At 69.8% G+C, this 19,281-nt stretch carries 23 protein-coding genes and 1 tRNA gene; 13 read left to right on the plus strand and 11 right to left on the minus strand.

Annotated features, from left to right (window positions below):
• Positions 1 to 239 precede the first annotated feature (239 nt).
• From AB0I04_RS10340 to AB0I04_RS10350, 3 genes are all read left to right on the plus strand, one after another.
• Positions 240 to 1,154 (plus strand): hypothetical protein, encoded by a 915-nt coding sequence (locus AB0I04_RS10340; protein ID WP_360881809.1) that lies wholly within the window; start codon positions 240 to 242, stop codon positions 1,152 to 1,154.
• Positions 1,151 to 1,957, plus strand: a complete 807-nt coding sequence (locus AB0I04_RS10345; protein WP_360881811.1) for a MauE/DoxX family redox-associated membrane protein — start codon at positions 1,151 to 1,153, stop codon at positions 1,955 to 1,957. The genes AB0I04_RS10340 and AB0I04_RS10345 overlap by 4 nt, the downstream gene beginning before the upstream one ends.
• Positions 1,958 to 2,195: 238 nt before the next feature.
• Positions 2,196 to 3,389 carry an FAD-dependent monooxygenase gene (locus tag AB0I04_RS10350; RefSeq protein ID WP_360881813.1) on the plus strand — a complete coding sequence of 398 codons (1,194 nt, stop codon included), beginning with the start codon at positions 2,196 to 2,198 and terminating at the stop codon, positions 3,387 to 3,389.
• Here AB0I04_RS10350 and AB0I04_RS10355 read toward each other — a convergent pair.
• Positions 3,350 to 4,303, minus strand: coding sequence for a helix-turn-helix domain-containing protein (locus AB0I04_RS10355; protein WP_360881815.1), 954 nt, complete (start codon positions 4,301 to 4,303; stop codon positions 3,350 to 3,352). The genes AB0I04_RS10350 and AB0I04_RS10355 overlap by 40 nt on opposite strands.
• A gap of 71 nt (positions 4,304 to 4,374) precedes the next feature.
• Between AB0I04_RS10355 and AB0I04_RS10360 the strand changes: the two genes are divergently transcribed.
• Positions 4,375 to 4,965, plus strand: a complete 591-nt coding sequence (locus AB0I04_RS10360; RefSeq protein WP_360881817.1) for a cysteine hydrolase family protein — start codon at positions 4,375 to 4,377, stop codon at positions 4,963 to 4,965.
• Positions 4,966 to 5,170: 205 nt separating this feature from the next.
• Here AB0I04_RS10360 and AB0I04_RS10365 read toward each other — a convergent pair whose 3' ends face one another.
• From AB0I04_RS10365 to AB0I04_RS10385, 5 genes are all read right to left on the minus strand, one after another.
• Positions 5,171 to 6,361, minus strand: coding sequence for an ATP-binding protein (locus tag AB0I04_RS10365; protein ID WP_360881819.1), 1,191 nt, complete (start codon positions 6,359 to 6,361; stop codon positions 5,171 to 5,173).
• A gap of 222 nt (positions 6,362 to 6,583) precedes the next feature.
• Positions 6,584 to 7,153: a TetR/AcrR family transcriptional regulator gene (locus tag AB0I04_RS10370; RefSeq protein WP_360881821.1), complete on the minus strand. Its 570-nt coding sequence runs from the start codon at positions 7,151 to 7,153 to the stop codon at positions 6,584 to 6,586.
• Positions 7,154 to 7,157: 4 nt separating this feature from the next.
• Positions 7,158 to 7,802: a maleylpyruvate isomerase family mycothiol-dependent enzyme gene (locus AB0I04_RS10375; protein WP_360881823.1), complete on the minus strand. Its 645-nt coding sequence runs from the start codon at positions 7,800 to 7,802 to the stop codon at positions 7,158 to 7,160.
• Positions 7,799 to 8,773: an LLM class flavin-dependent oxidoreductase gene (locus AB0I04_RS10380; RefSeq protein WP_360881825.1), complete on the minus strand. Its 975-nt coding sequence runs from the start codon at positions 8,771 to 8,773 to the stop codon at positions 7,799 to 7,801. The genes AB0I04_RS10375 and AB0I04_RS10380 overlap by 4 nt, the downstream gene beginning before the upstream one ends.
• Positions 8,774 to 8,852: 79 nt before the next feature.
• On the minus strand, positions 8,853 to 9,437 hold the full coding sequence (locus tag AB0I04_RS10385; RefSeq protein ID WP_360881827.1) for a TetR/AcrR family transcriptional regulator: 585 nt from the start codon (positions 9,435 to 9,437) through the stop codon (positions 8,853 to 8,855).
• Positions 9,438 to 9,527: 90 nt separating this feature from the next.
• Here AB0I04_RS10385 and AB0I04_RS10390 point away from each other — a divergent pair, with 90 nt between their 5' ends.
• The gene (locus AB0I04_RS10390) at positions 9,528 to 9,713 is read left to right on the plus strand and encodes a hypothetical protein (RefSeq protein ID WP_360881829.1); all 186 of its coding nucleotides are present in this window, start codon (positions 9,528 to 9,530) and stop codon (positions 9,711 to 9,713) included.
• A 610-nt stretch (positions 9,714 to 10,323) separates the two neighbouring features.
• Here the strand turns inward: AB0I04_RS10390 and AB0I04_RS10395 are convergent.
• Positions 10,324 to 10,572 carry a hypothetical protein gene (locus AB0I04_RS10395; RefSeq protein WP_360881831.1) on the minus strand — a complete coding sequence of 83 codons (249 nt, stop codon included), beginning with the start codon at positions 10,570 to 10,572 and terminating at the stop codon, positions 10,324 to 10,326.
• Positions 10,573 to 10,750: 178 nt separating this feature from the next.
• Here AB0I04_RS10395 and AB0I04_RS10400 point away from each other — a divergent pair, with 178 nt between their 5' ends.
• A complete protein-coding gene (locus tag AB0I04_RS10400) occupies positions 10,751 to 11,890 on the plus strand; it encodes a serine hydrolase domain-containing protein (RefSeq protein ID WP_360881833.1) in 1,140 nt (379 codons plus the stop codon).
• Between the two features lie 177 nt (positions 11,891 to 12,067).
• Here AB0I04_RS10400 and AB0I04_RS10405 read toward each other — a convergent pair whose 3' ends face one another.
• On the minus strand, positions 12,068 to 13,060 hold the full coding sequence (locus AB0I04_RS10405; protein ID WP_360881835.1) for a pirin family protein: 993 nt from the start codon (positions 13,058 to 13,060) through the stop codon (positions 12,068 to 12,070).
• A 145-nt stretch (positions 13,061 to 13,205) separates the two neighbouring features.
• On the opposite strand from AB0I04_RS10405, the gene AB0I04_RS10410 reads away from it, so the two are divergent.
• Positions 13,206 to 13,667, plus strand: a complete 462-nt coding sequence (locus AB0I04_RS10410; protein WP_360881837.1) for a MarR family transcriptional regulator — start codon at positions 13,206 to 13,208, stop codon at positions 13,665 to 13,667.
• Positions 13,668 to 13,671: 4 nt separating this feature from the next.
• On the opposite strand, the gene AB0I04_RS10415 is transcribed toward AB0I04_RS10410, so the two are convergent.
• Positions 13,672 to 13,986 (minus strand): hypothetical protein, encoded by a 315-nt coding sequence (locus tag AB0I04_RS10415; protein WP_345440637.1) that lies wholly within the window; start codon positions 13,984 to 13,986, stop codon positions 13,672 to 13,674.
• A gap of 99 nt (positions 13,987 to 14,085) precedes the next feature.
• Between AB0I04_RS10415 and AB0I04_RS10420 the strand changes: the two genes are divergently transcribed.
• Positions 14,086 to 14,838, plus strand: coding sequence for a M15 family metallopeptidase (locus tag AB0I04_RS10420; protein ID WP_360881839.1), 753 nt, complete (start codon positions 14,086 to 14,088; stop codon positions 14,836 to 14,838).
• A gap of 17 nt (positions 14,839 to 14,855) precedes the next feature.
• Here AB0I04_RS10420 and AB0I04_RS10425 read toward each other — a convergent pair whose 3' ends face one another.
• Both AB0I04_RS10425 and AB0I04_RS10430 read right to left on the minus strand, forming a co-directional pair.
• On the minus strand, positions 14,856 to 15,017 hold the full coding sequence (locus AB0I04_RS10425) for a hypothetical protein (protein WP_360881841.1): 162 nt from the start codon (positions 15,015 to 15,017) through the stop codon (positions 14,856 to 14,858).
• 105 nt (positions 15,018 to 15,122) lie between these two features.
• A complete protein-coding gene (locus AB0I04_RS10430) occupies positions 15,123 to 16,322 on the minus strand; it encodes a hypothetical protein (RefSeq protein ID WP_360881843.1) in 1,200 nt (399 codons plus the stop codon).
• A gap of 124 nt (positions 16,323 to 16,446) precedes the next feature.
• Between AB0I04_RS10430 and AB0I04_RS10435 the strand changes: the two genes are divergently transcribed.
• From AB0I04_RS10435 to AB0I04_RS10455, 5 genes are all read left to right on the plus strand, one after another.
• Positions 16,447 to 16,785 carry a hypothetical protein gene (locus AB0I04_RS10435; RefSeq protein ID WP_360881845.1) on the plus strand — a complete coding sequence of 113 codons (339 nt, stop codon included), beginning with the start codon at positions 16,447 to 16,449 and terminating at the stop codon, positions 16,783 to 16,785.
• 16 nt (positions 16,786 to 16,801) lie between these two features.
• The gene (locus AB0I04_RS10440; protein WP_360881847.1) at positions 16,802 to 17,422 is read left to right on the plus strand and encodes a hypothetical protein; all 621 of its coding nucleotides are present in this window, start codon (positions 16,802 to 16,804) and stop codon (positions 17,420 to 17,422) included.
• Between the two features lie 141 nt (positions 17,423 to 17,563).
• Entirely contained in the window at positions 17,564 to 18,277 is a 714-nt protein-coding gene (locus tag AB0I04_RS10445; RefSeq protein ID WP_360881849.1) for a family 16 glycoside hydrolase, read from the plus strand.
• Positions 18,278 to 18,329: 52 nt separating this feature from the next.
• Positions 18,330 to 18,980, plus strand: coding sequence for an MOSC domain-containing protein (locus AB0I04_RS10450; RefSeq protein WP_360881851.1), 651 nt, complete (start codon positions 18,330 to 18,332; stop codon positions 18,978 to 18,980).
• Positions 18,981 to 19,109: 129 nt separating this feature from the next.
• A tRNA-Ser gene (locus AB0I04_RS10455) sits at positions 19,110 to 19,201 on the plus strand.
• Positions 19,202 to 19,281: the final 80 nt, after the last annotated feature.

Here is a 19,281-nt window from a genome sequence, read left to right on the forward strand (position 1 = left end):
GACGATCGCACGAAGATCGTAATTACGGATCAACTCGTACCTCATGTTTCGGCCAACCACGCGCACAGTAATCGCGAAAAAACATCACGTATACCTCTCGGCATCTTTGGCCGATTTGGACAAAGGAGTCGACAGAAGGAACGCGCGGGGTAAGTCTTGACGTGCGACTTCCCGTCGCGACGGCCATGAGCGTTTCATCGATGTTCGGAGCTTCCCCTATGCTGCCATCCCACGATTTAATGCACCGCCGACGCCGGCTCCGGCAGGCGGTGCTCAGTGATCCGTTGGACCGTCTCGACGACGATTCCTGGCCCCCGCGTGCCATCGAGGGCGTGATCGTGGACGCCAGCCCGCACATCCTCGTGCTGACCAGGCCCGACGGCTCCGAAGTACGGCTGCCGATGTCGGCCACGGTCTCGATCTGGTATGACGGCAAGGCCGAGCTCGCGGCGCTGCGCCCTGGACGGCGCGCGGTGGTGCGTCCAACGGAGGCGGGCGGCCTGGCCGCGGAGCGCATCTGGGTCGACGTCGCACGGGTCACCGGTGTCATCACCGGGCGGGTCGGGAATCGCCTCGACGTGGACGCCGGACCGCACCGCGGGCAGCTGACCGTAACGATTCCGGACGACGCCCTGCGCCGGGTGCAGGTGCGCCATCCGCAGCTCGAGCCGGGGGCGCTGTTCGACGTGATCGGCATCCGGCGGGGCCGGGAGATCCTCGGGCTCCGGCCGCTGCGCTCGTCGCCCCAGCCGGCCCCGCACGCGGTCGCCCCGCCGCCACGCCGGACGACTCCGCGGGTCCTGCGCGGCACGGCCACCTGGTACGAGAATCCCGGCGGCGCATACGGTGCGGCGTACGCGGCCCTCGACCCGCACGGCCAGGGCGGCGGTTGTGGCACCGGTCCGGGCGTCCGGCTGCCGTACCTCTCGCTGGGCAGCGAGCTGTGGGTCCGCAACGAGTGCACGGGCCGGGAGGCCCGCGTGCCGATCATCGAGTGCGGCTGTCTGGCCGCGCGCTTCTGCGACCGCTGCGTGCGGTGCGGCACCTCCCCGCGCGGCCGGGTCGTCGAACTGTCCAGGAGCGCGTTCGTCGATCTGGGCGGTGACCTGGACGCCGGCTGTTTCAACGTCACGGTACGAGTGGACCGCCCATGATCGAGCTCTTCCGCGAGGTGCAGATCCCGTTCCTGGCCGTCGTCCTCCTGGTCGCCGGTGCCGCGAAGGCGTTCCCTCGCGGGGACGGCCGGCTCCCGGTCATGGGGCGGAACCGGGGTGAGGCCTTCACGCTGACCGTGGCGGCCGCCGAGGTAGTGCTCGGGACACTGCTGTTGACGACGCCGCTGCTCGTGGTCCGGTTGGCGGGTGTCGTGTTCTTCGCGACCGCGACGGCGGTGGTGGCCGACCTGGTCCGGCGCGGATCCGAGGAGGCGTGCGGCTGTTTCGGCCGTCTCGGCACGACGCCCGTGGGGCGCCTCGGCGTGATCCGGGCGGCGGTGCTGACGGCGGCGGCCGTCGTGTCGACCGGCGTCCCGCGGACCGGCGCGGAGGTCCTCGGCTCGGCCGGGGGCCCGTCCCTGGCGTTGCTCGCCGTGAGCTTCGCCGTGTTCCTGGCCCTGTCCCCTGAGGTGGTGGCCGCCGTCGAGCGGATCCGCCATCCGGTCCCCTGCGAACTCCGCGACGTCCCCCTTGACGCGACCTACGCCGCGTTGCGGCCGAGCGCCGCATGGCGGGAGCACGCGGCGTCCCTGACCTCGGCGGAGCCCACCGACGTGTGGCGCGAGCTGTGCCACCGCTACCTCGCGTACCCGGCCGAGGTGGACGGCCGGCCCGTGGAGGTCGTGTTCGCCGTCCCGGTCGACGGCGGGCCGGCGGCCGTCCGCGCGGGGGTCGCGTGGGATCCGGGCTGGGAGCGACAGGACGACGACTCCGGTCCACAGCGGGTGCACAGCCCCGTCTGACCCGTAAGAACGACAGGACGACGACTCCGGTCCGCAGCGGGTGCACGGTCCCGTCTGACCCGTAAGAACGACCGCACGACGATCCGGTCTGACGTCTGACACGCCGCTGAGCGATCACTGACGGCGGCACGGCGGCTGCCGCCAGCGCGCTGTCAGCCGACGGTGCGCGGCATGGGCGACATTTGGATCGGCGCGGGGGACACCGCGCCGATCCGAATCGGCCCACAGGGGGTACCTCATGCGGAACACGAGCGTTCTCATCTCCGGCGCCGGCATCGCCGGACTGGCGCAGGCGTACTGGCTGGACCGCGCCGGCTGCGACGTGACGGTGGTCGAGCGGTCGCCTCAGCCCCGGCCCGGCGGGCAGGCGATCGACGTACGCGGTCCGGCGCTCACCGTCGCCGAGCGGATGGGCATCCTGCCCGGCCTGCGCGAGCTCAGGACCGACATGCGCGGCTCGTCGGCGGTCGACGCGGCGGGGAACGAGATCTACTCCAGCACCGAGCGCACCTTCAGCGGCGGAGACCTCGACAGCCCGGACATCGAGATCATGCGCGACGACCTCATCATGCTGCTGCGGGAGGCGGTGAGGGACCGGGTGGAGTACCGGTTCGACGACTCGATCGCCGCGGTCGCCCAGGACGAGGACGCGGTGCACGTCACGTTCGAGAGCGGCTTTACGCACTCGTACGACCTGGTCGTCGGCGCCGACGGGCTGCACTCGAACGTGCGCCGGCTGGTGTTCGGCCCGGAGTCGGACTTCCTCCGCCACCTCGGGACGTACGTCGCGGTGTACACCGCGCCGAACTTCCTGAACCTCGACCGCTGGCAGACGTTCTGCATGGCGGACAGCGTCGGCGGCGGCATCATGAGCGCGCGGGGCAACGCGGAGGTCCGGGTCTACGTCGGTTTCGAGACGGCCGAGCCGATCGACTACGACTTCCGGGACGTCGAGGCGCAGAAGCGGCTCCTGGCCGAGCGCGTCGGCGACGTCTGGGTGTTCCCGACGGCGCTGAAGTACATGTGGGACGCGCCCGACTTCCACTTCGACTCCATGTCCCAGGTCCGCATGGACCACTGGTCGCGCGGGCGCGTCGTGCTGCTCGGCGACGCGGGCTACTGCGGGTCGCCGCTGACCGGGCAGGGCACGAGCATGGCCCTCATCGGCGCGTACGTCCTGGCGGGCGAACTCGTGGCGGCCGGCGGAGACCACCGGGCCGCGTTCGCGGCGTACGAGGGGGAGCTGCGCGACTTCGTCGAGAAGAACCAGGCCCTCGCGCTGGTCCACCGGGAGCGCATGGAGAAGGCGAACGACGCGGAGGCGGAGATCCAGGGGTACGAGGAGGGTCTCGAGCGCCTCAACGAGGTCGTCAACGGCCTGACGCTGAAGGACTACGGGTTCGGCGACGAGCCGGCGAACGTCCGGCGGTAGCTCGTGGGCGGGACGCCGACGACGCGCGCGAAGTGGCGGCGGAGCATGGTGGCGGTGCCGAATCCGGTCCGCGACGCCACCTGCTCCACCGCCAGGTCGGTGGTCTCCAGCAGTCGCTGCGCCTCGGCGACCCGCTGCCGGATGAGCCAGTGCGCGGGGGTCGTGCCGGTCAGCTGCGTGAAGTGGCGGGCGAACGTCCGGGGGGCGGTGCCGGACCGCCGCGCCAGGTCGGCGACGGACAGCGGCTCGGCCAGGTGGTGGCGGGCCCATTCGAGGGTGTCGGCGACGGCGGACTGGGCGGTGGCCGCGACGGGGACCGGGTGCTCGACGAACTGTGCCTGGCCGCCCTCCCGGTGCGCGGCGGTGACCATGCGCCGGGCGATGGAGTTCGCGACGGCGGCGCCGCACGCCTGGCGTACGAGGTGGAGGCACAGGTCGATGCCGGCGGCGGTGCCCGCCGAGGTCCAGATGCCGCCGTCCTCGGCGAACAGTACGTCGGGCTGCACGCGGGCCGCGGGGTACCGCTCGGCGAGCGCGTCGGTCAGCGCCCAGTGGGTGACCGCGCGGCGGCCGTCGAGCAGGCCGGCCGCGCCGAGCACGAACGCCCCGGCGCACAGCGACGCGATCGGCACCCCCTCCTCGTGGGCGGCGCGCAGCGCGTCGAGGACCGCGTCGGACACCGGGGCGAGGGCGTCGACGCGGCCGGGCACGACGACGAGGTCGCATTCGGTGAGCGCGCTCAGGGGCCGGTCCGGGGTGATGGTCACGCCGTGCTGGAGGGCGATGGGGGCCTCGCCGCAGCGCCACAGCTCGAAGCCCGGGCAGGCGGGCCGGGAGACGCCCCACACCTCGGTGATCACGCCGTAGTCGAAGGGGCGGATGCCGTCGCACAGGACGACGCCGACGGTACGCATGGCAGAAAAGTACCGCACGTCGACATTTCTGCCACTCGTGGCCGTTCGCTGTCGGCGGGATGCTCGATGACATGACCGAACTCACGGAGAACACCGCGCTCATCGTCATCGACGTCCAGAAGGGCTTCGAGGACGAGTACTGGGGCCGCCGGGACAACCCGGCCGCCGAGGAGAACATCGTGGCCCTGATCCGGGCCTGGCGATCGGCCGGCCGGCCTATCGTGCTGGTCCGCCACGACAGCCGTCCGGGCTCGGGTTCGCCGCTCGCGGCGGGGTCTCCCGGCAACGAGCTCAAGGACGTGGTGCTGGAGGCACTCGGGGACACCCGGCCCGACCTGTTCGTCACCAAGAACGTCAACTCGGCGTTCTACGGCAAGCCGGACCTCGACGGCTGGCTCCACGAGCGCGGGATCGGCCAGCTCGTGATCGCCGGCATTCAGACGAACATGTGCAACGAGACCACGGCCCGCATGGGCGGCAACCTCGGATACGACGTGCTCTACCCGATCGACGCGATGCACACGTTCGACGCCGTGGGCCCGGACGGCGAGACGGTGACGGCGGAGGAGCTCACCCGCGCCACCGCCGCGAGCCTGCACCACGGGCGGTTCGCCCAGGTGGTGCGCACCGTCGACCTCATCGGCCTCTCTGCCTCTGTATAAGGGTGTCTTCGCTGATCGCTAGACCTGCGTATAAAGAACTCGACGGCCGTCCGATGGAGACCACCGGGCGGCCATCGTCTTTTCTAACGCTTTCTAGGAGAGCGACTAGACAGCCGTATATTCCTGTCGAGACGGCATGCCGATGGCACTCTCTACGACTCTCTAGGAGCATTCCAAGAGTGCGATAGACAGCGGTAGCGGAGCCTCAGACCGGCTGTGACCTGAGGAAATGGCCGAAGTGCGGGACGGTGAACGCCACCAGCCCGCGCTCCGCGCTGTAGATGAGCCCCTTCTTGATCAGACCGTCCCGGGCCGGCGAGAGACTGGACGGCTTGCGGCCCAGCTCGTCGGCGACGGTCGCGGTCGGCACCGGATCATCGCCCAGCAACGCCATGGCGCGCATGTAGTCGCGCTCGGCCGGGGTCGCGCGTTCGTACCGGCTGCCGAAGAAGCCGACGGCCAGCTCCCCCTCCGCCTCCGGGGCCGCGACCTTGATGTCGCCGTCGTTGATCGGGCTCTCCGGCGCGATGTCCCAGGCCACCTTGCCGTACGCCTGCACGAAGTACGGGTAGCCGTCCGCGGCCTCGTACAGGGCGTCGAGGGCGTCCGGGGTGAAGATCACGCCCTCGCGCTCGGCCGGGGCCAGCAGCGCCAGGTCGGCGGCCTCCCGGTCCAGCCGGTCGATGCGGGCGTACCGGAACAGGCGCTCGGAGTAGGACTTGCTGGCCGACAGCACCGCCGGCAGGTGCGGCAGCCCCGCGCCGACCACAATGAGCGGGCCGCCGTTCTGGGACAGCTCGTGGCAGGCCGCGCACATCGCCGAGACGTCGTCGGCCGGGATGTCCTGCATCTCGTCGACGTACAGCGCGATCCCGACCCCGAGGTCGGTGGCCACCGACGCGGCGTCGACGAACAGCTCGGTCAGGTCGATCTCCAGGTCGCCGGAGTCGGCCCGGCCGCGCGCCGCGGGCACGTCGATGCCAGGGTTCCACCGGCGCGGCGCCGCCTTGCCCTTGGGTGGCTCGGCGTCGGCCTGCGCGAACGCCTTGAGCACGCCGAGGAACTCCTCGATGCGGTCGGGCGCCCGGTGCCGTGGGGCCAGCTCGCGCACCGCCATGTGCAGGGCGGAGGCCACGGGCCGGCGGATCGACTGGTCCGGCCGGGCCTCGATCTTGCCGGTGCCCCACAGCTTCTGGATCGCCATGGAGCGGAACGTGTTGAGCAGCACGGTCTTTCCCACGCCGCGCAGGCCGGTCAGGATCATGCTGCGCTCGGGACGGCCGTGCGCGACGCGTTCGAGGACCACCTCGAACTGCCGCAGCTCGCGGTCGCGCCCGGTGAGCTCCGGGGGGCGCTGTCCCGCGCCGGGGGCGTACGGATTACGGACGGGGTCCACGCTCTCGGACTCTATGAGGGGATATAGCTGCGGTCGTAGATTTCCGTAGAAAGCGCTACGGCGTGTCGCGCGGCGACGCGACCGACACCGTGTCGCGCCCGGAGCGGTGAGAGTCGCCACCGGCCCCGCCTCCTCAAAACGTGCGCGGACAGGACATCGAATCTGTGTTCGAAGTCGTCCCAACGGTAGCGCACGCGGAGGGCCGCGTCAGCCGGAACCCAGCTATCCCTCGAACAAAGTATCGATGAGGTCTGACAACGAGCGCCCCATCACCGAACGCCGCTCCCGGTCGGCCGCGACGACCAGCCCCGCCTGCAGCATCGCGCCGTACAGCAGGTGGGCCAGCGGCTCGGGCTCCTCGCCGGGGCGCAGCTCCCCCACCGCGGCCCGCAGCAGCCGACGCGAGCAGTACGGATTGTCGAAGGTCAGCGAGCGCTCCCACCCGAGCACCAGCGGCCCCTCGGTCAGCAGGACGCGCCGGACCACGGGCTCGAGACAGGAGTCGAGAAACGCGTCGACGCCCGCCTTCAACCGCTCGACGCCCCCGTCTTCGGCCTTCTCCACCGCCATGCGAACCCGCTCGAAAATGTCCTTCTCCACCGCCTCATGGGCCGCGCGGAACAGCTCTTCCTTGTCGGCGAAGTGGTGGTAGAGCGCGCCGCGCGTCACGTCGGCCCGCCGCACGATCTCCGCGGTCGACGTGTCCGCGTAGCCCTTCTCGGTGAAGAGGGCGACGGCCGCGTCGACGAGCGCCGCGCGCGTCGCCTCACCCTGCTCCACCTTGCGGCTCATAGGATCATGGTAGGTGCACGTTGACACCGGCGTCCGTCCCGAACTCCGCCGGATCCGCCCGGCCGGTCGCGACGAGCGTGAACCGCAGCGGATCCCCGCGCAGCACCGGACCGCCCGCGCCGATCGCGTACTCACCGAGCCCATCCAGGACCAGCCGGTACGGCCCCCGGCCGAGCCGCTCCAGCTCGTCGCGGAGCCAGTCGACGCTTCCGGCGAGCCCGGGCCCACGATCGTCGGGCCGGCCGAGGGCCGCGCGAACGTCATCGCCGTGCACGAACGTGTCGTACCAGAGCGTGTGCACACCGTTCCCGATCGACCGGCCGGGGACCGGGCTCGGGCGATCCCAGACGCGGTCGTCCAGCTTCTCCAGGAGCGGGATGAGGCGTCCGGCGGCCGATCGCAGCGCGGCGGCGAGATCATCCGGACCCTCGCCCCGGAAGGCCCGTGCCTGCTCGTCCGGCGTACGCGTGCCGGCGACGCCGTTCACGGTGTCGACCGCGTTACCGACGACGTGACCGGCGACATCGCGAACCTGCCATCCGGTGCACCGGGTCGGCGTGTCCCACTCCTCCGAGGTCAGGCCGTCGATCAGCGCGGCGAAGACCGCGTACTGGCCGGACAGCCCGGCCACGACCTCCTCGCGGCTCATCGGGCGCTCGCCGGCTCTCGGCCGGCCGCCTGCCGTACGGCGTCCGCGATCCGGGCGACGGACTTCAGATGGGGTAGCGCGTCGAGGGACCCGATGCGGATGACGAAGTGCCGGGCGCCGGCGTCGGCGTACGCGGCCAGGCGCTCGGCGCACTGCTCCGGCGTCCCGGCGACGAACGCCTGCAGCCGGGCCATGTCATCGAGGGACATGCCGTAGTACGCCCTCACGTAGGACTCCAGGTCGGTGCGGGCCCGCACCGGGTCGTCCTGTGGGAGAACGGTCACGTAGAGCGCGGGAGTGACCGCCGCAGGATCACGGCCCGCCGCCGTGGCGACCTCGTCGATCTCTCCGCGCTGCCGGCCGTACTCCTCCGGCTCGGGAAGGTAGGGCAGCCAGCCGTCGAAGATCCGCCCGACGCGGTCGACCGCCCGGGGACCCGCACCGGCGAGCCAGAGCGCCGGGCCGCCCGGTCGGGCGGGGGCGGGCAGGCCGGTCAGCCCGTCGAACCGCCAGTAGCGGCCCTCGAAGGCGTCCGGCCGGTCGGCGCTCCACAGGGAACGCCACAGCCGTACGGTCTCCAGCAGTCGGCCGAGCCGTTCGGTGAAGGGCACGCCGGCTGCGGTGAACTCCGCCTCAGTCTGGGGATAGGGGAACCCGGCGCCGAGACCGAGCGTCAGCCGGCCCTCGCTGACCAGGTCCAGGGTCGTGATCGCGTGCGCGGCGAGCAGCGGCTGCCGCAGCGCGCCGGTCAGCGCGGCCGTACCGACCTCGAGCGTGGTCGTCGCTGCCGCGACCGCGGATAGGAGGGTGAGCGGCTCGACGCGGGGCCGGGCCGTCAGCGAGTCGCCGGCCCAGACCGAGTCGAGGCCCAGGGCCTCCGCCCGGCGGGCGAAGTCGATGAGCCGCGAGACCTGCCGGTCGCCGTTGATCGCGGCCTCACGGGTGGGGAGCAGCAAACCAATCTTGATCATGTCGCTCACCATACATACATGCAGCATGTACGTACAGACTGCATGCATGCTGGCTTCGAGGCGGCTCCCGAGGGCCGGTTCAGCCCGTGATGGCCCCGCTGACGAGGGCCTGGAGCTGTTCGGCGGTGTGGTCGAGGGGCTCGATGCTGCGTTTGGCGCGGCACATGGCGACGGTGCCCTCGACGGCCGCGACGATGAGCGTCGCGAGCTGCGCCGCCTGCCGATCCTCGGCTCCGTGCTCCCGCAGCGAGGCGGCCAGAAGGCTCTCCCACTCGTCGAAGACCTCTGCCGCGGCCACCACGGGGGCCGGGATCTCCTCGGTCGGGGGCTCTTCGATGGAGACGGCCAGCACCGGGCAGCCGGCGTGGAAGTCGGTACCGATGACGATCTTGCGCCACAGGGCGAGGAATGACCGCAGCCCCGCGACCGGCCCCGCCTGGAGGTCCTTGCGCAGCCCGCGGGCGACCGTCTCGCCGGCGTAGCGAACGGCCTCGGTCGCCAGCTGCTGCTTGCCCTCGGGGAAGTAGTGATACGTGGAACCCAGCGGCGCGTTGGCGTGCTTGGCCATCTCACGGATGCTCGTGGCATTCAAGCCGCGCCGGCTGATCATGTCGGCGACGCCGGCCACGATCCGCTCTCGGGCCTGCGGGTCCGTCCTGGGCATCGCACTCCCCCCTGGCTATCGCTGGGGCTACCTGGAGCGGCCCGACGGAAACACCGTCTGGGCGGAGCTTCACGTAAGGAGGGGAACGGAATGAGCTCGGGAGACGAGCTCCTCCGATCGCTGGCGAAGTTTCAGGACCTGCTGCGCCGAACGCCGTTCATCGGCGCAAGCCGCATCGCCGAGGAGGCACAACTGCGTGTCCTCATCGGGAAGTACCCGGACGTGGCTCGCCAGATGCTCGCGGAGCTCGACCGCCCCGACGCGGGCGACGACTGAGCCAGGGGATTCGCCGCGGATTACGAGACCTTTTCCCTCCGGGGCGACTACCCTCATTCTGCACTGTTTGGCTAGACGAGAATTCTTTTATACTGACCAAACAGCGCGGAACAAACGCCCTCGCCCGTCGGCGACGTTCAGCCGTTATTTCGGCCATCACACGCCATGGGAGGGTCTCCTTGGCCAGCCACAGCCCGGCCCCATCCAGGGCTGGCCGGTCGCCACGCGGCAACGAAAGATCGTGACGGCACCGGTTGTGTCGCGTGCGAACGGGCGCAGCGCGTTCGGCGGGCGCGGCCGGGAAACAGCCGCCTTGCCGTCAGTGTCGCCGCCTTGCCGTCGTTATGGACGGGACGATGCCTGGTTCATCCGCATTTGCGCGTCAACACCGACGGCAGGGACGCATCTCGTGACGGCCTGATAGTCGCAATCGTGTACAGAATGCTCGGCAACTGCGCCTCCGGTAGAGCGAAAGCCTGCAAATCGTCGCACCATGGGCGCGGTTTCCGAGCAGTCAGTACGGCATGGACCGCCGGGGCCGGGCCGTCAGTGGGTCGCCGCGCCAGACGGAGTCGAGGCCCAGCATCTCGGCCTGGCATGGGATGGCGGCTCAGGCCTGCGAACGGCCGCGGAGGAAGGTGTCGGCGACCTCGACGGTGCGCCGGGCCTGGAACTCGATGGCGGCGCGCTCCACGTCGCCCGGCAGGTCCTCGCCGTTGTTCGAGGTGTGACTGGCACCGTACGGGTTGCCCGCCTGGAACTGGATCGGGTCGCCGTAGCCGGGCAGGCCGTACCGCGTCGGCGCGCCCAACGTGATCACATCGGCCCGCTTGAACAAAGCCTCGCCCGCTGGCGACACGCCACCTTCACCACACTCGGCGCGACCGGCACGGACAGCGGATCGCCGCCCGACCCGCGCCGTGGCATCGCGCTTTGGCAAGCGTGAGATCATCACTCCGTTTGTGACGCCGTTGTGACCACTCCCTCGCTAGAACTCTGGCTCGGTATCCGCATTCGGATTCAGAGAGGGAGCTTTCATGATTTCGCGTCGAGTGACAGTGACCCGCGTCGCCTCGGTGGCGTCCGCGGCGGCGCTGGCTCTGAGCGTGGCCGCGCCCGCCACCGCCTCAACATCTCCCAGCCCTGTCAAGGCCGGGGACGTGCAGAAGGCGATGGAAGCCTTGGTGAAGACAGGCGACGTGGTGGGCGCCATCGGCGAGGTGTACCTGGACGGCAAGCGGGTCGGGAAGGGATCGGCCGGGTCCCGCCTGCTCGACGGCAAGGGCGGCGCGATCCCGTCCACCGCCCGCTACCGGATCGGCTCGCAGACCAAGCGCATGACCGCCACCGTGGCCCTGCAGCTGGTCAAGGAGGGCAAGCTGAGCCTGGACGACAAACTCAGCAAGGTCCTGCCGGAGGTGGCGAAAAAGGACCTGGTGGAGAAGGCCGATGAGATCACGGTACGCAACCTGATCCAGATGACCTCGGGCATCCCTGACGTTATCGGCCCGGACGTCGCGGACCCCACGCGCAACTACCGCCCGATCGATCTGGTGGCGGCCTCGCGCAAGAAGCCTCGGCCCGTGGAGATCGGGACCTTCAACTACTCCAACACCAACTACATCCTGCTCGAAATGATCATCGAGAAGCTGACCGGGAGGTCACTGGCGGACGAATTCAACCGGAGGCTCTTCGTCCCGCTCGGAATGCGTGATACCTACCTGCCCATGAAGGCCTCCGAGGGCATCAAGGGCCCGCACGGGCACGGCTACGCCCCAGACGAGACGGGCAAACTGCAAGATGTCGACAAAATCAACGCCACTACCCTGCTCGGCGCCGGCGGCGTGATCTCCACCGCGCGCGACCTCAGCGCCTTCAACCGCGCCTTCCGCCAGGGCAGGCTCCTGCCTGAGTCTCTGACCAAACTGATCAACGATCCGCCGCCTGGCCAGCCGCCGCTGCCCCCGGGTGGCCCGTGCGCCGGCAACCCCGAGTTCTTCCCAGGCCCAGGGGGCGGGGGCAGCGCCCCCGGCTTCACCGCCGCGACCTACACCTCCTCCGACGGCCGCCTGCAGTTCGCCGTGTCCATGACACTGGCCATGGGCGATGCCGAGCGCTCCGCCGTGCCGCAGCGCATCACGGCCGCCCTCAAGTCGGTGTTCTGCCCCACGGCTTAGAGTGCGCCACGGCCCGCCAGGAAATCTTCGAAGGCCTCAATGATCTCCTGGCGAGTGTTCATCACGAACGGCTCAGGCTCAGGCCTGTGAACGGCCGCGGAGGAAGGTGTCGGCGACCTCGACGGTGCGCCGGGCCTGGAACTCGATGGCCGCATCCCGCCCCGGGCGGGGGTGAGGTCAGGACAGCCGCTCGTCGGCGCTGCTGCGGTGCGGGACCTTCTCCGCGGGCACGGTGCCCATTCGGCCCGCCTGGAAGTCCTCGAAGGCCTCGATGATCTCCTGGCGGGTGTTCATGACGAAGGGCCCGTACCGCGCGATCGGCTCGCGGATCGGCAGGCCGCCGAGGATGAGGATCTCCCAGCCGTTCCGGCTCGCGAGGGGCTGCGAGTCGGCCGCCGTGACGGTCAGCGCGTCGCCCGCGCCGAACACGGCGAGCTGTCCTTCGTCCAGCGGGCGTCCGTCCGGGCCCGCCTGCCCGCGCCCGGAGAGCGTGTAGGCGAGCGCGTTGAAATCGCGCGGCCACGGCAGGGTCAGCCGGGCGCCGGGCGCGACGGTCGCGTGCAGGTAGGTGATCGGCGTGTACGTGACGCCCGGCCCCTTGTGGCCCGCCAGCTCGCCGGCGATCACCCGCACGATGGACGAGCCGTCGTCGCTGGTCAGCAGCGCAACGTCGCGCGACTCGATGTCCTGGTAGCGCGGTGGTACCCACTTCTGGGCGCGTGGCAGGTTCACCCACAGCTGCACCCCGTGGAAGAGCCCGCCCGTGGCGACCAGCTCGGGCGTGGGCTGCTCGATGTGCTGGATCCCCGCGCCCGCGGTCATCCACTGGGTGGCGCCGTCGGCGATGAGGCCGCCGCCGCCCGTGGTGTCCTGGTGCTGGAAGGCGCCGTCGATGATGTACGTCACGGTCTCGAACCCGCGGTGCGGATGCCAGGGGGTGCCCTTGGCCTCGCCCGGGGCGTACTCCACGGCGCCCATGTGGTCGAGCAGGAGGAAGGGGTCGGCGAGCGACAGGTCGATGCCGGGGAATGGCCGGCGGACCTGGAAGCCCTCCCCCTCGAGGTGCTTCGAGGCGGTGATGATCTTCTTGACCGGCCGCCAGGCGGTCTCCTGTTCGGGGAGACGGGGCAGTCGGGTCAGGGTCAGCGGATCGGCGGTCACGGCGGGCATCGGAACCTCCTTGGTCGGTATGACCGAGGGAACATGATTTAAGTTTCAACTATTCCGCCGCGCCAAGCCGCCGGCACGCCGAAAGTGTCGGGTGACACGGTAACGAAGGTTTGTTGAAACTTCAATCACTATGTATGATGCAGACATGACCGAACCGCGCTGGCTCGATGCCGCACAACAACGTGACTGGCGCGCCTACATCGAGGGCAGCGTCCGGCTGGCCGATCTCCTCGACCGGGACCTGAAGTCCAAGCACGGGCTCAGCACCGCCGAGTACGAGATCCTCGTGCGGCTGTCCGAGGCACCCGGCCGGCGGCTGCGGATGGCCGAACTCGCGGACTTCGCCAGCCAGTCGCGGAGCCGCCTCTCCCACACCGTGGCCCGCCTGGAGTGCAAGGGCCTCGTCGCCCGCGGCACCTGTGGCGCCGACAAGCGCGGGGTCAACGCCGAGCTCACCGACGAGGGATTCACCCTGTTGGAGAAGGCGGCGCGTGATCACGTCACCACCGTACGGGAGTTCTTCATCGACGTCATCGACCCGGACGACCTCAAGGCCATCGGCCGGGCGTTCGGCGCCGTCACCGAGCAGGTCGCCAAGGTGCGCTGACCGGTCACGTGTTCAACCCGGTGCAGAAGCCGAGCGAGAACAGCGTCATGAAGGTCCAGCCGCACATGAGCCCGACGCCGTACAGCCGGGTGAACCCCGTCATCTTCCAGGCGAGGAAGCCACCGAGGCCGAACGCCAGCAGGAGCAGCGCCAGCGCCTGGGACAGCAGGCTGAAGTCCTTGCCGCCCATGATGTTCATCTCGAACGCGGAGTACATCATGATCGAGTCGACGAGGATGAAGGTGCCGAGCCCGCTCCCCACCGCGGTGATCTCACGCATCCCGAGTGGCGGTCGCCGCTTGTCGCCTGTTTCCGTCATGATCGGTCCTCGGGGATCGGCTGGCCGGGCCGTAGCGGCAGCGTAGTTCTCCTGGTGATTTGGGACGAAGCATCGGCGGCCGCATGTAATGCTTCCGTTATGGAACGCCTCACCCTGGCCGCCGTCCTGGGTGGCACGGCCCTGGCCCTTTCGGCCTGCGGCGGGAGTTCGTCGGGCTCGGCCGAGCCACCGGCCGCCCCGGCGACGTCGCCGGTCTCATCGACCCAGGCCGCCGCCACTCCGACGCACTCGCCGTCCGCCACCAAGGCGTCGGCGAAACCGCAGGCCTTCACCGCGAAGATCATGAAGATTCCGTCGCGCGCGACGGTGAAATACTCCTGGCACTCCGGCTGCCCGGTCGGGATCGACGGTCTCCGGCTGATCCAGATGACCTACTGGGGCATGGACCACAAGCAGCACGACGGCGAGATGATCGTCAACGCCCGCGTCGCCCCGAAGATCGTGACCGTCTTCCACAAGCTGTACGACGAGCGCTATCCGATCCGGCGCATGGAGCTCGTCGACAAGTACAAGGGCAGCGACTTCGACTCGATCGAGGCCGACAACACCTCGGCGTTCAACTGCCGCAACGCGACCGGATCCAGCAACTGGTCACAGCACGCCTACGGACTCGCCGTCGACGTGAACACCTGCGAGAACCCCTACGTCCACCCGAACGGCCACATCGAGCATCCGGCCTGCGTGAAGTACGGGAACCGCAAGCGCACGGATCCCGGTGTGATCCACGCGGGTGACAAGGTGGTCCGCGCGTTCCGGTCGATCGGCTGGGGCTGGGGCGGCACCTGGGGCGGACCCTGGGACTTCCAGCACTTCTCCGAGAGCGGCCGCTGACGCGTTGGCGCTCGGCGTCAGACGACGAGCAGCGCGACCACCACGACGACCACCAGCAGCACGACCGCGCCGCCGATGATCAGTCCGGTGTTCGGACCGGACGGCGCGGACTCGCCCTCGCTCTGGAACGCCCGGAACTGCTGGGTGCTCCCCGCGGGGTCCTGTTCGTTTTTCGCCATGCACGTGACGATAGTGGAGGTTCGGCGAGCAGCACCGGATCTTTTCCCACATCGGACAGACCGCGAGCCCCGCACGGCAAGGATGCGGGGCTCGCGGAGCCGGAGTCACTTCTTGAATGCCCAGAGGACCCGATGGTCGGTCGCGTAGATCACCAGGTTGCCGTCATCCTGCACCGCCAGCGAAGCGCCGGCGTTGTTCGCGGTGTTGGAGTACCAGAGCGGCTTGCCGGCCGCGCTGTAGACGACCCAGTTGCCGTCCGTCTGCATGACGCTGTAGACGCCGGCGCCCTGGGTCTTCGTGCTCCACAGCGCCTCCTTGCCCTTGTACAGCGCCACGTTGCCGTCGGTCTGCTGGAACAGCGAGTAGACGCCGTTCGGCGAGCGCACCCCGTCACCGGTGCGCAGGCTCTGCCCGGGGCCGAGGATCCCGTTGTACAGGTGCCGTGACCACAGCGGCTTGTTGTTCGTGCCGTAGATGACCAGGTTGCCGTCGTTCTGGACCTCGAGGAACGCGCCCGGGTGCCCGGCGGTGTTGGAGTACCAGAGCGGCTTGCGGTCCGTGCCGTAGACGACGAGGTTGCCGTCCGTCTGCATGAGGGTGTACGCCCCCGGGTGCCGCCCCGTGATGGTGCTCCACAGGGCCTTCTTGCCCTGGTAGAGCACGAGGTTGCCGTCGGTCTGCATGAGCAGCGTGTACCGGCCGTTGGGCGACTTCACCGCCTGGCCGGCCTTCAGCGAGTACCCAGGCTGGAGGCGCTCGATGGTGATGGACCGCGTCCAGAGCGCCTTCTTGGCCTTGCTGTAGATGACCAGGTTGCTGTCGTTCTGGACGGCGAGGAACGCGCCCGGGTGGCGGCCGGTGCCGGAGTCCCACAGGGCCTTCTTGGCCTTGCTGTAGACGACGAGGTTGCCGTCCGTCTGCATCGCCGCGAAAGCCCCGGGATGCGTCCCCGTCAGGCTGCTCCACAGCGCCTTCTTGCCCTTGTACAGCACCAGGTTGCCGTCGGTCTGCTGGATCAGCGCGTACGTCTTGTTCGGCGAGCGCACGTACTGCCCCGCCTTGAGGATCTGCCCGGCCTTGAGGAGTCCGGGGGCGCGCTTGGCTCCGGTGGCCGCCAACGCCTGCTCACCTGGCGCGGTCGCGGAGGTGGCGGCGGAGTTCACGGCCGAGGACTGCGGCCGGGTCGCCGAGACGTTCTTCGTGTTGGGATGGGAATCGCCGGTCATCGCCCAGGCGGCGACCGAGAGCGACGTCGCCGCGGCGGCCACGCCCGCGACCGTCGCCACGCGCTTGATGCTCGTCAAGATGATGCTCCCCGTTGTCACAAAATCACCGCATGTGTGGTGATGCCGGGGGAGCCTAAAGGCCGCATCCGCGCGCTGTCTCGTCGCTTCACAGCACCTCGAAATGTCGCATAACGTCGCACGGGTGGGCAGATCGGGATTGCGCGCTGAAACAGCGCAGGGGACGGCGTACGACGCCCCCTCCAGCGTCCTGCTGCTCCAGCTGCTCGGCGAACTCGGCCCGGGCAACCAGTACCTCATCGTGGACCGGCTCGACGCCCCCGACACCGGGCACTACATGCAGGTCTACCGTGAGACCGACGGGACGTTCGCCGTGGAGTACCGCGAAGGCGCGGCGGACCAGCACTTCGAGGCCGTCGCCGTCGACCTGCGGCAGGTCCACGAGGTCCTCACCGCCTGGGCGGCCGACGCCCCGGGGTGGCGCGACGCGTTCGACTGGCGGCACTGGCCGGCGGACGGATGACGCCTCGGGAGGCCGCATGATCACACCGGAGGAGCTCTCGCGGCTGGACCCGCGCGAGCGCGCCGCTCTGATGCGCGCGCTGATCACCCTGGACCACCGGCCGGACCCGCTGGCCGATCCGCGCCTTCGCATCCGCCGGCGACGCGGTCTCACCTTCCTGCTGGCCTGCTGCGTCTTCCTGATCCCGTGGATCGTCTTCCTCGCCCTCACGCTGCCCGTCCGGTACACGGCGGGGCAGTGGCAGGCCGCGTGGACCGGCTTCGACGTCGCCCTGCTTCTCTCTCTGGCGGCCACGGCGTGGGCGATCTGGCGGAAACGGCAACTGGCGATCGTCGGCGCCATCGTCACCGGAACGCTGCTGCTCTGCGACGCCTGGTTCGACATCATGCTGAGCTGGGGCGGGCCCGATCTCTGGACGGCCGTCCTCACCGCGGCGCTGGGCGAGCTGCCGCTGGCGATGCTCCTCTTCCTGGCCGCGCGGCAGTTCATCCACCACACCGTGCAGGTCGCGTGGGCCCGGCTGGGGATGGAAGGGCCGGCACCGCCCTTCCGCCGGGTGCGGTTGTTCACGCTGCTCGAAGAGGCCGCGCTCGAACTCCGAATCGACGACCTTGACTCGCCTCGCCCGCCGTCCTAACGTCGGGGTGAAAAGGTTTTCCTAGCGACTGACCCCTGGCAGTCCTCCGACACCGTACGACGGCCGCCGTCGTACGGGCGCCGGATCCCTCCGCAGCCGCGGAGACATGGTCCGGCGTCGGGCCAGAGGAGGTCAGCGGTCATGTTCCATCGCTCACTCGGAGCCCTCATCCTGGGGCTCGCACTGCTCCTGGCGGGCGTCGCCGTACCGGCGGCGAGCGCCACCGCCGATCCCAACCCGTACGGCGACCCGAACCTCGTCTCGATGTTCGACGGCAAGACCCTCGACGGCTGGACACCCCACAAGGCCGCCGGCTGGACCGTCAAGAACGGCGCCATCCACGGCACCGGCACCGCCGGCCGCGGATGGATCTACTACAACAAGACCCAGGCCGGCGACTTCCGGTGGATCTTCAACGTCCGCCAGGTGAAGGGCGACCACGCCCCCACGGTTCTCATCTGGGGCACGACCGACCCGATCCGCGACGCTCTCAGCGCCATCCAGTTCCAGCCGCCGAACGGCGGCCACTGGGACTATCGACCCGGGCACAACAACGGCGGCGGCAGCCTCTTCACGAAGTACGACCACCCGAAGTGGGACGTCAAGAAGTGGAGCCAGTGCGAGATCGTCGCCACCCAGGCGACCGGGGTGGCGCGGATGGCCTGCTGCCCCCTGAAGTCGGACGCGGCCACCTGCAAGGCCGTCGAGGTCCTGAAATTCACCGACAAGACCGCCGGTCGCGTGGGACCCCTCGCCATCCAGATCCACAACAGCGGCATCCAGGACGAGTACAAGAGCCTCTACCTCGAATCCCCCGTCGTGACCAAGCCGGGCGACTTCATCACCACCGGGTAGCCGGGGCACAAATCGGTCGCGATCGCCGCCGGGGTCTGCCTACCGTTCGAGCATGACGCTTATCGTCTCGGTGAACATCGGCAGACCGCACGCGAACCCCTGGAAGGACTCGGGCGTCACGGGCATCGACAAACGTCCCGTCGACGGGCCGGTCGCCGTCACGGCGCCGGGGCCCAAGGGCACCGGCGCCGTCGGCCTCGCCGGCGACCGGGTGTACGACATCCGGAACCACGGCGGAGACGACCAGGCGGTGTACGCCTACGCGCGCGAGGACCTGGACCGCTGGGCCGCTGAGCTCGGGCGGGAACTGCCGAACGGCGTCTTCGGCGAGAACCTCACCACGTCTGGCCTCGACGTCAACGCCGCGCTGATCGGCGAACGCTGGCGCGTCGGCGACCGGCTCGTGCTGGAGGTCTCCTGCCCGCGCATCCCGTGCGGGACGTTCCAGGGCTGGATGCGGAAGGAGGGCTGGATCAAGCGCTTCACACAGGCGGCCCTGCCCGGCGCGTACCTGCGGGTGATCGAGCCGGGTGAGGTCCAGGTCGGCGACCGGATCACCGTCGAGCACCGCCCGGCGCACGAGGTCACGATCGCCCTGACCTTTCGCGCCCTGACCCTGGAGCCGGACCTGCTCCCGGCTCTGGCCGCGGCGGACGCCCTGCCGGAGGAGACGAAGCACCGCATCCACCGGCGCACCGGCTGACGAGCCGCTCAGGTTATCCACAGGCTGTGCACCGCGGTGGCCATGCGGCGGGCTCAGACCGTCCACAGCCTGTGCACACGCGTCCCGCGCGCGGGGTCCCCGCCCGGGCCGCTATGGTGGTCATCGCCTGGAGGGTTCGCATAGTGGACGAGTGCAGGCGCCTTGAAAGCGCCCAGGGCTGGGGACAGTCCTCGTGGGTTCGAATCCCACACCCTCCGCCAAAATCGGTTGGTCCGCAGCATCCAGGTTCGAATCCCGCCGCGCAGCCTCCGCCAAAATCGGTTGGTCCGCACCACCCGGG

Source organism: Actinoallomurus sp. NPDC050550 (assembly GCF_040655075.1).
Lineage (GTDB): Bacteria > Actinomycetota > Actinomycetes > Streptosporangiales > Streptosporangiaceae > Actinoallomurus.